The organism is Streptomyces flavofungini (genome assembly GCF_041028215.1).
Lineage (GTDB): Bacteria > Actinomycetota > Actinomycetes > Streptomycetales > Streptomycetaceae > Streptomyces > Streptomyces flavofungini_B.
Genome location: NZ_JASKYR010000186.1, coordinates 1 through 10,771, shown reverse-complemented (window position 1 = coordinate 10,771; position 10,771 = coordinate 1). Strand labels below are relative to the sequence as shown.

At 70.3% G+C, this 10,771-nt stretch carries 5 protein-coding genes; 4 read left to right on the top strand and 1 reads right to left on the bottom strand.

All coding sequences use genetic code 11. The annotated features are described in order from the left end of the window. Positions 1–255 precede the first annotated feature (255 nt). Genes AB8Z36_RS15370 through AB8Z36_RS15355 form a run of 4 tightly spaced genes read left to right on the top strand, consistent with a single transcriptional unit; the run spans position 256 to position 10,425 of the window. Entirely contained in the window at positions 256–4,176 is a 3,921-nt protein-coding gene (locus AB8Z36_RS15370; RefSeq protein WP_369213857.1) for a hypothetical protein, read from the top strand. Further along, positions 4,173–6,929 (top strand): BREX-2 system phosphatase PglZ, encoded by a 2,757-nt coding sequence (gene pglZ, locus AB8Z36_RS15365; protein WP_369213856.1) that lies wholly within the window; start codon positions 4,173–4,175, stop codon positions 6,927–6,929. Before AB8Z36_RS15370 ends, pglZ begins: the two co-directional genes overlap by 4 nt. Continuing rightward, the gene (gene brxD / locus AB8Z36_RS15360) at positions 6,926–8,257 is read left to right on the top strand and encodes a BREX system ATP-binding protein BrxD (protein ID WP_369213855.1); all 1,332 of its coding nucleotides are present in this window, start codon (positions 6,926–6,928) and stop codon (positions 8,255–8,257) included. Before pglZ ends, brxD begins: the two co-directional genes overlap by 4 nt. Further along, on the top strand, positions 8,254–10,425 hold the full coding sequence (locus AB8Z36_RS15355) for a DEAD/DEAH box helicase (protein ID WP_369213854.1): 2,172 nt from the start codon (positions 8,254–8,256) through the stop codon (positions 10,423–10,425). The genes brxD and AB8Z36_RS15355 overlap by 4 nt, the downstream gene beginning before the upstream one ends. Positions 10,426–10,502: 77 nt before the next feature. On the opposite strand, the gene AB8Z36_RS15350 is transcribed toward AB8Z36_RS15355, so the two are convergent. Further along, a partial coding sequence (locus tag AB8Z36_RS15350) for a hypothetical protein (protein WP_369213853.1) occupies positions 10,503–10,771 on the bottom strand: 269 nt, incomplete at its 5' end.

Below are 10,771 nucleotides of genomic sequence, written 5' to 3'. Positions count from 1 at the left end.
CTGCTGATCGTCGGCGCGCTCGCCGAGACCTGGGGTGTGACGCCCCGCACAGGCGCTCCCGGCAAGACCGTCTGGGCAGTGCTGCGCGCGAGTGGCCCGGGGTCTTCGCTCTGACGCCGATCTTCCCACCCCGCCCCACCGGCACCCGTACCCTGGGCAGGACAGACAAACGAGGTGTCCGCGGGCCCGGGAGCCCGCCGGGAGCCCGGCCGCGGCAGCCGGGCGTTGACGAGGCTGTGGGGAGCGGAGCGGCTGATGGCCAGAGGCAGCGGGGTCGTACTGAGGGATGTCCTCGACATCAAGGAGGATCTTCTCTCCGGCGACTTCAAGATCGCCCTGTCCGAGGGGTTCACCGGCGAGGCGGCCGGGTCGATCGGCGAGTACGTCGTCACGTCGCAGCTCCAGGGCGAGTTCCGCAAAGCCCTGAAGGTGATTGGCAGCGCCCTGCGCAAAAACGCCTCGCAGGCCGCTTACCTGCACGGTTCCTTCGGCGCCGGTAAGAGCCACTTCCTGACCGTGCTGCACGCCGTACTCAACGGGGACCCGGCCGTCGAGGGCAAGGAACGGCTGCGCGAGGTCGTCACCGAGCACGCCGACTGGCTGCCCGGCAAGAAGTTCCTGATGGTGCCGTACCACCTGGTCGGTGCCGCCAGCCTGGAGTCGGCACTGTTCGGCGGCTATGTGAGGACCGTTCGCCGCGAGCGGCCCGACGCGCCCACGCCGCTGGTGTTCCGCGCCGACTCGCTGCTGGCTGACGCACGTGAACTGCGCGCGAAGATCGGCGACGAGGCGTTCATCGGGCTGCTGCCCGCGCCCGTCGCCCCTCAGGCCCCCGCTGAGGTCCAGGAGGACGATGAGGACGATGAGCTCCAGCCCATCAGCGCCGCCCCTGCCGTCGGCTGGACCGGCGCGGCTCTCGACGCGGCTTTCCGGGCGCCCGCAGGCGACCCGCAGCGCGACCAGCTTCTGACCGCCCTGTTTAACGGGCCGAACAAGCATTACGCGGACACCGTCAGTGGTGACGCGACCGCGTATGTGACGCTGGACGACGGGCTCAGCGAGATCAGCAAGCACGCCCGGCTGCTCGGCTACGACGGCGTGGTGCTCTTCCTGGACGAGCTGGTGCTGTGGTTGCAGGCCAGGATGTCCGACCGGACCTTCATCAACGACGAGATCCAGAAACTCGTCAAGCTGATCGAGTCCAGCAATCCCGACCGGCCGGTGCCGATCATCTCCTTCATCTCCCGCCAGCGCGATCTCTCCCAGCTCATGGGATCCGACATCCTCGGCTCGGACGTGGAGAACCTCCAGCAGGCCCTGGAGTACCTCAAGGAGCGCGTCACCGTCATCGATCTGGAGGACCGCAACCTTCCCGAAATCATCAGGGAGCGGGTCCTCAGGCCGCTTCCGGGGCAGGAGCGGACGCTGGACGCCGCGTTCGCCGGGGTCGACAAGGCGGGCCAGCTCGTCAAGGACGTACTCCTCGACGGCGAGGGCGCGACCGGTGCCGACTGGGACGACTTCCGGGCCGTCTACCCGCTCTCCCCCGCTCTGCTGAATGTGCTCGTAGCCCTGTCCGGCGCGCTGCAGCGGGAACGCACCGGTCTGAAGCTGGTCCAGCAGCTGTTGGAGCGGAACGCCGACGCCGAGGTCGGGCGGCTGATTCCCCTCGGTGACCTGTGGGACGTCCTCGTCGACAGCACCAGCACCGCGTTCACCGCGAAGCTCCAGCAGGAGTCGGAGACGGCACGCCGCTTCCTTGCCAAGGCCCGCCGCTTCCTGCTGGACCGGTACGGACGTCCCGACCATCCCGAGCTGATCGCCGACGAGCGCTTCGTCAAGACGCTGCTGCTCGCCGCTGTCGCACCCGACGTTCCCGCGCTGCGCCGCCTGACCGCCGGCCGGCTCGCCGCCCTCAACCACGGCTCGGTGCGCTCGCGGGCCGTACCCGTACGCGACAAGGTCATCGAGCGGTTGCAGGCCCTGCAGGGAGAGTTCCCGAGCGAACTGCGCTCCGAGGGCAAGGACGACCCGGTCTTCTCGCTGCACCTGTCCGACCTGGACATCGAGCCGATCCTCAACGCCGTCGTCGGCGAGGACAAAGGCGGTGTGCGGCGCACCTGGCTGCACGAGCGGCTCTGGGAGGAGCTGGGCCTCACCGGGAGGCAGGGCCAGCTCTTCGACGAGAAGAAGATCGTGTGGCGCGGTTCGGAGCGCACGGTGGAGTTCGTGTTCGGTACGGTCCGGGATCCCCGAAGTGTCGCGGACGAGGCCTTCGAACCGGCCACCGCGGGCAACATGCGGATCATCCTCGACTGCCCCTACGACGAGGCGGTGGGACGCTCCCCCGACGACGCCTACCGACGCGTCACCGACCTGCGCAAGGCACATCCGGGTGCCCCTGTGCTGGTCTGGCTGTGCGACCACTTCTCCGAGCAGCGCAAGGCACAGCTCGGCCGCCTGATGCGCATCAACTTCCTGCTGGAACGCGACCGGCTCTCCGACTACACCCGCAACTTCCCGCCGGACGACCGCCTCAAGGCCCGCCGCAGCCTGGAGCACGCCCGTGACAACCTCACCCGCACACTGGTCGACTCGTTGCGCGAGGTGTACGGGCTCGCCGAGGCCAAGGAGGACACGCGGGGCGCCGAGGTGCCCGACGGGCGGCACGTGCTGTCCCTCCAGCCCGAGTTCCCGCGCCCGCAGCCGGAAGGCAGCAAGCCGTTCGACCAGGCAGTGACGCAGCTCGCCGATACGCTGTTCTCGTCCGTCTACGACAAGCATCCCGACTTCGGGCCGGGTCCGGGCAGCACACCCCGGGCCGTCACCACGGCCGAACTCACCACGGCCCTGCGGTGGCTCACCCGCGCCATGGACGAGGGCGGCCGGGTCGAGGTCGAGCAGAAGGAGCTGCGGACCGTCAAGCGCGTCGTCGAAGCGCTGGAGATCGGCACCGTCCACGACGGCCCGCTCGTCGTACGCGGTGACCAGCTGCGCGCGCGGATCAACCAGGCCGCCTCCGCCCACGGGGAGCACGGCGAACTCGCGGTGGAGGACATCCGCAACTGGATCCGGGACGACCTCGGTCTCCGCGGCCTGGACAAGCAGGTCTCCAGCCTGCTCATCGCCGCCTACGCCCTGTTCGACGACCGATCCTGGGTGCTGTACTCCGGCACAGAGACCACCCCTCCCCCGCTGGCCGAGATCGGCCTGGGCTGGAAGCTCCGCGCCCAGCAGTTGCCCACCGAGCAGGAATACGCCGCCGCCCGGGACCGTGCCGGGCGGCTGTTCGGTGTCACCGCCAAGCCCGGGCTCTTCGCGCGCAACGTCAACCGGCTCGCCTCCGACGTCCTCGCCAAGGCGACCGCGTACGAGAAGAGCGTCGGCGACGTGCGCACCGTGCTCAAGCGGCATGCCACGCTGCTCGGGCTCGACGGGGAAGGCACGGCCGAGCGCAGCCGCGTCCTGCGTGAAGCCGCCTCCCTGCTGGCCCGCCTCGTGCGCCACACCGACGACGCCACCGGCCTGGTGTGCGAGCTGGCCGCCGTCTCGTACGAGACGCCCGCGCGGGAGCTGTCCCACGCCATGGACAGTGCCGCCGCGGTGCTGGCGGCCCTGGACGGCACCAACTGGCGGCTGTTGTCCAGCGTGCACGGGCTCACCGGCCGCGACGACAGCATTGGCGACCGGGCGCAACGGCTCATGGAGCGGATCACCGAGGCCGCTCGCGCTCCCGAGCGCGAGCGGTCCCTGATCCCCCTGCTTGGTGAGGTACGCGAGACCGGGCACGCCCTGCTGGACGCCGCCCTGCGGCTGGAGCGGCCCGCTCCCATCGATGATCCCGGGCCCTCCGACGGTGCGGACCCGGTGACGGACCCCGAGCAGGTTCCGCTGTCCGAGCACGGGACCCCGCCCGTCTCCTCAGGCACCGGCACGGCGCAATCCGGGCAAGGCGAGCAAGAGCCGCTGTCCTGGGACGACCCCGAGGACGCAGGTACCTCTGCGGGAGGGTCCGGTCCGTTGCGGGCCGCCCGCCGGGTCATCGCCGCCGGTCCCGCGGCACTCCACGCCGACCTCACCGCCGTACGCGACGAGATCGAAGCCTTCCGCGCGCTGCACCCGGACACCCCGGTGGAGATCTACTGGCGAGCGGAGCCGGACGGTGAGAGCCGGTGACGGCCACCCGGCCCGTCGCCGGTCGCCGTGCCATCGAAGTGCTGCTCAAGACCGAGCTGAAGAACACGCCCGACAGCCGGCTCGTCCTGGTCGACGCGGTATGGAATCCGGAGGAGCCGGACACCGAGTTCACCATCGACGTCGGTGGTGAGCAGCGCCGCGTCGTCGTCACCGACCAGCAGTCCCCGCTCGGGGCCACCGAAGCATGGCACCGCCACCTCACGGACGGTACGGGGGAGGACTACAGCGTCCTCGTCGTCACCGGTACCGTCCCGCCCGACCAGCTCGGTCTGGACCTGCGTGCCCATGCGGTGCGCAGGCATCCGCTGCCCGTCGACCGCGCCGAGATCGTCGCCCAGCTCTTCGGAGCCGCCGACCTGGATCCGCGGATGCTCGGCGAGCACTGGCTGCTAGACGCGCTGCTCCAAGCCGAGCCCCTCAACGGCTGGCCGCGCATCGGAACAGTTCTGACCCGCGACCGGGCCGTGCGCGCGCTGCTCGGTGCACGCCTCGGGCTCGGTGACCCCGAGTCCGAGACCTTTGACCTGGACGCCGACGCACTGTTCGTCTGGACCCGCACCTTGGCCGGGCCCTCGCTCTATGCCGCCCTGTCCAAGGACGAGCAGCACGGTCTGGAGACGTGGCTGGCCCGGACCGTCGGTCCCGCCGCCACCACGCTGCTCACACTTGCCGCCGAGGGCCGCGGCGGTGATGCTCTGCCGCTCGGTGTGCTCGCCTCCGCCGCCCTGAGCTCGCGGTCGGCGGAGGCCGCGGGGTTCGCACTGGGCACTCTGTTCGGTCCAGCCCTCGCTTCCTTCGAAACGCTGCGTCCCTTCGCCGGGGCCGCCACGGGAGTCCTCACTCGCTGGATCGCACAGGCGGAGGGCACCACCGCCCCGGTCGGCACCGCCCGCTCCAACGTGGTGGCAGTCCTGGAGCGCGCCGACCGGCTCGCCGCCGACGCACGCCTCACCGATCTTGTCCGCGGAGACCGTCTGCTGCCATCGGGCTACCTGGGACGGCTACGCACCCTGGCCAACTGTCTCAGCAGCCGTGGCGAGGGCGCGACGGCGCTTGCCGAGTCCGCCCTGCGCGATCTGGAGGCACACCAGCTCGCCGCGCTCTACGCCGACTCCACCGAGACCGCCCGTACCGCGGTCCGCCTGATGCGCTGGCTTGCCACCGATCCGGCGCATCAGGCGACCGTGGGCCATGCTGTGCAGGACCACCTGGCTTCCTCGGGCTGGGCCGACCTTGCCATCGGTGTGCTCGCGGAGGGTGACTCGTCCCGTGACGCCGCCGTCGGCGAAGCGTACCGGCGGCTGATAGAGGCGGCACGGAAGCGCCGCGCCTCTCTCGACGCCCGGTTCGCCGACCTTCTCGCCTCCTGGTCGGAGACCGCCTGCCAGCAGGCAAACGGCGGTGCGCTGCTCATCGAGGACGTCCTCGCCCGGACGGCGGCCCCGCTCGCGCAGGGCGGCGGCCGTCCCCTGATCCTCGTCCTGGACGGAATGAGTGCGGACGTCGCCGTCCGGATCGCGGGGGAACTGGACGGAAGGGCATGGACTGAGATCGTGCCCGCCGCGAAGGGCATCCTCCCGTTCCGGCAGGCAGCGGTGTCCATGTTGCCCTCGGTCACCCGGGTCAGCCGCGCCTCACTACTGAGCGGTAAGCCCTCCGAGGGCGGCCAGAGTGCCGAACGCACCGGCTTCACCTCCTTCTGGCGCAAGCGGCACCGCGACGCGCACCTCTTCCACAAGGGTGGGTACGAGGGCCCGCCCGGTCACCGGCTCGCCCCCGAGGTCATCCAGGCCCTCGCCTCCGACGACATCGTCGCCGTCGTCGTGAACACCATCGACGACGCTCTGGCCGACGGCCGGGAAGGAACCAGTGGCCACTGGGGCCTTGCCGACCTCGGGAAACTGCCCGATCTGCTCAATGCCGCCCGTGACTACGGCCGTCCGGTCGTGCTCCTCTCCGACCACGGCCACGTCATCGACCGCACCGAGCGCGGGCACCACCCTGCCGAGGTCACCGGAGTGCGCGGCGCCCGCTGGCGCACCGGAGATCCCGGTGACGGGGAGGTCGCCCTGTCCGGCCCGCGCGTGCTGACGGACGGGCGGCGCATCACCGCCGCCTGGCGTGACGACCTGCGCTACACCGCCAGGCAGGCCGGGTACCACGGCGGCGCCTCACTCGCCGAGGTCACCGTCCCCGTGATCACTCTCGTACCGTCCGAGGGAGCCGTGCCGTCGGGCTGGAGCCTGCTGCCTCCCGAGTCGGCCGAGCCCGCCTGGTGGAAGCAGTCCGGCACCGCGGCCGAATCCGGGGCCGCGCCCCGACAGACGCCACAACCGTCCGCCGACCTCGCCGGGCCCACGCCCGAGGCCAAGCCGCTCCGTCGCTCCAAGGTGTCCGACCGGCTCACCCTTGGACAGCGGACCGTGCGCAGCGCCGCGTACCGGAGCCAGCGCGAGTTCCTCCGTGCCGCACCGACCGACAAAGCGGTGGAAGCCGCACTCGACGCCCTGGACGCGGCAGGCGGGAAACTGTCGCCCGGAGCGGTCGCCGCAGCCGCCCAGGCCGCCACCGGCAAGTCGCAGCGCAACCCCGCACGCTTCGCCACGATGCTGGAGCGACTGCTCAACATCGACGGCTACCCCGTGCTTCAGCTGGTCGAGTCCGGTCGCACCGTGCAGCTCGACCGCGCCCTTCTCGACCAGCAGTTTCCGACCGCGAAAGGCACCGCATGACCCGCCCCGCCCCCGACATCAGCGCCGCGCGCCGCCGCGACGTCGTCGACGCACTGCGGCGCGGCACCGTTCCGCAGGCGGGGCTCGGCCTGTTCGCCGTCGGCTTGGAGCGCTTCGAAAGCGCACTCGACGACGACCTGACCACCGTCGCCCGTGGCGGGGCCGCCTTCCACGCCCTGCGCGGCGAATACGGCTCCGGCAAGACCTTCTTCGCCCGATGGCTCGCCGAGCGGGCAAAACGGCGCGGGCTCGCCGTCAGCGAGGTCCAGATCTCCGAGACCGAGACCCCGCTGCACCGGCTGGAGACCGTCTACCGCAGGCTCACCGAACGGCTCACCACCGCCACCCACCAGCCGTCCGCACTGCGTGCCGTCGTGGACTCCTGGTTCTACGCCCTGGAGGAAGAAGCGCTGGCCGGGGGCGACGTAGCGGACGACGACGAGGAAGCGCTGGCCGCCGCAGTCGACGTACTCCTGGAACAGCGGCTGACCGGCGTCGCCCGCACCACACCCGCATTCTCGGCAGCCCTGCGCGGCTACCGGCGGGCTGTGGCAGCCGGGGACGGCGCGCTCGCCGAAGCGCTGATCGCCTGGCTCGGCGGGCAGAAGTCGGTGGCTGCTGCCGCGAAGCGTGCCGCCGGTATCCGCGGCGACCTCGACCACTTCGCCGCCCTCGGCTTCCTCCAAGGGCTGCTCACCGTATTGCGGGACTGCGGGCACCCCGGGCTGTTGCTCGTCCTCGACGAGGTGGAGACCCTGCAACGGGTGCGCGGTGACGTCCGCGAAAAGTCCCTGAACGCACTGCGCCAGCTCCTCGACGAGATCGACACCGGGCGCTTCCCCGGCCTGTTCCTCGTCATCACCGGCACCCCCGCCTTCTACGACGGTCAGCAGGGCGTCCAGCGCCTCGCGCCCCTCGCCCAGCGGCTCGCCACCGACTTCACCACCGACCCGCGCTTCGACTCCCCGCGGGCGGTGCAGCTACGGCTGCCCGGCTTCGACCGCGCCTCTCTCGGCGATCTGGGGCGCAAGGTGCGGGACATCTACGCGGCCGACGCCCGTCAGCCGGAGCGGCTGGCAGCACGCGCGGACGACGCCTACCTCGACGAGCTGGCCCACGCCGTCACCGGCGCGCTCGGCGGCAAGGTCGGCATCGCACCACGCCTGTATCTGCGCAAGCTGGTCGCAGACGTCCTGGACCGCGTCGACGAGTTCGAGGACTTCGACCCTCGCAAGCACTACTCCCTCACCCTGCGCTCAACCGAACTCAGCGACACCGAGCGCAACGCAGCCAGCGGTGCGGCGGACGTTCCCCTGGACCTGATGTGAGCCACCGGGCGTCCGGTCAGCACACCAACGGACACACTCCCGACGCCTTCGACCTCCTCGACCCCGTCCTCGGCCACCACATCGTCAACGCCCTCGGCTGGCATGCACTGCGCCCTCTCCAAGCGGAGGCCGTAGCCCCGCTCCTCGGCGGTGAGGACGCCGTACTGCTGGCTCCCACCGCGGGCGGCAAGACCGAGGCGGCCGTCTTCCCGCTGCTGACCCGGATGAACCGGCGCGGCTGGAAGGGCACCAGCGTGCTGTACGTGTGTCCGCTCAAGGCTCTCCTCAACAACCTGCACCCACGCCTGGAGACGTACACGGGCTGGCTGGGCCGCAGTACGGGCCTGTGGCACGGCGACGTCACCACCTCACGCCGCCGACGACTGCTCGTCGAGCGTCCCGACGTCCTGCTGACCACGCCCGAGTCCCTGGAGTCGATGCTGGTCAGCACGCATGTGGACCACCGCTCCTTCTTCAGCGGCCTGCATTCGGTCGTCATCGACGAGGTACACGCCTTCGCCGGTGACGACCGCGGCTGGCACCTGCTCGCCGTACTCGAACGCCTGGCCCGTATCGCCGGGCGTCCGCTCCAGCGCGTCGGTCTGTCCGCGACCATCGGCAACCCCGCCGAGCTGTTGGACTGGCTCCAGGGCTCCGGACACGGCCGACGTCCCGGCCGGGTCATCGCCCCCGACTCCCGGCCACAGCAGTCCTCGGCGGAGAACAAGCAACCGGCCGGAGAGATCGAACTTGACTACGTCGGGTCCGTCGCCAACGCCGCCATCGTCATCGCCGCGCTCCACCGCGGCGAGAAGCGCCTCGTCTTCTGCGAGAGTCGGCGCACCGTGGAGGAACTGGGCGAGCAGTTGCGCCTGCGCGGCGTCATGACCTTCCTCTCCCACGCCTCGCTCTCGGTGGCCGAACGCAGACGGGCCGAAGCGGCGTTCGCCGAAGCGCGGGACTGTGTGATCGTCTCGACCAGCACGCTGGAGCTCGGCATCGACGTGGGCGACCTGGACCGGGTCATCCAGCTCGACGCCCCCCGCACTGTCGCCGCTTTCCTCCAGCGGCTGGGGCGTACCGGGCGCCGCACCGGCAGCAGCCGCAACTGCCTCTTCCTCGCGCTGGACGAGGAAGGGCTCCTCGCCTCGGCGGCCCTGCTGCTGCAGTGGTCACGCAACTGGGTGGAGCCCGTCACCCCGCCGCCCGAGCCCCGTCATCTCGTCGCCCAGCAACTGCTGGCCCTGTGCCTGCAGGAACACCAGGTCGGTGAGAACCTGTGGCAGGAGTGGTGGGGCGGTATCGGCCCCTTCGGTCCCGGAGCCGCCCCTGTGGTACGGCATCTGGTCGAACAGGGCTACCTGTACCAGGATTCCGGCCTGCTTTTCATCGGCCCGGAAGCAGAGCACCGCTACGGACACCGTCACTTCATGAACCTGACGGCAGTCTTCACCGCCCCACCCGAGTTCACCGTCCTCAACGGGCGCAACGAGATCGGCCGCACCGACCCCGACCTGTTGACCGAGGAGGTCCAGGGTCCCCGCAGGCTCTTGCTTGCCGGACGCAGCTGGCAGGTCACCCACATCGACTTCAGCCGGCGCCGCTGCTTCGTCACCCCGGCCGACGAGGGAGGGCGGGCCCGTTGGAGCGGCTTCGGCGCCGAGCGCATCCTCTCCTTCGAGCTGACCCGCGCCGCGCGCGACGTACTTCTCGGCGAGGAGCCACCCGTGCGCCTCACCGGGCGGGCATCGGCACGCCTCTCTCAGGTCAGGGAGACGCACCTGGATACGGTGCACCCCGGCGGAACCGTCATCGCACGCCGCCACGATGGGGACGTCCGGTGGTGGACCTGGGCCGGCCACCGCGCCAACGCCACGCTCGCCGCCACGCTGTCGCCTGCCGTGTCGCCTCACAGGCGCGCCCACGCCCACTGGATCCGGCTGAAGGACGACCTCAATCAAGAGGAATGGGCGGATGCCATAACGCGGGCATCGACGGGCTTGACTCTGCCCGAGGTCGACAGACGTGCTGTGCTCGGCCTCAAGTTTGCTGAGGCTCTGCCCGCCAGGCTCGCAGAGACAACGCTGGCCGCGCGCACGGTGGACAGAGCGGGTGCCCGCTTCACCCTTGCAGCGCCGGTCCGGTTCGTCATTCTGCAGTCCGAATAATAAGTGCAGACAATTCGAACACCTCCGGCACAACATTTATTCAGCACCCGCCCTTGTAGACGCAATCAGCCGCAAACTCACCGCGTCTGATGATGGCGTCTCTCACCTCCCGGCGACTCCGGAGTTTTTCCGGTTTTATAACTGGGTCCTTCACGCTTCGGATTTGGCTTTCTGGAAACCGGCTTCTTGGGCTTACACTTCTCTGCGTTCGCCGCATCAGGCCCGGCTTTTACTGTTTCATCCTTCGGATCGGGTGCGCCAGAACTCTTACCATCTGTCCCCTTTCCCTCAGCCTTCTGCCTACGCTTCACCCTGCCCTCGCTGCCCGCGTGTCCGCCCTTTGACC

Coding starts and splice junctions, on each gene's coding strand:
- AB8Z36_RS15370 (WP_369213857.1), top strand. CDS start 256: ATGGCCAGAGGCAGCGGGGTCGTACTGAGGGATGTCCTCGACATCAAG.
- brxD (WP_369213855.1), top strand. CDS start 6,926: ATGACCCGCCCCGCCCCCGACATCAGCGCCGCGCGCCGCCGCGACGTC.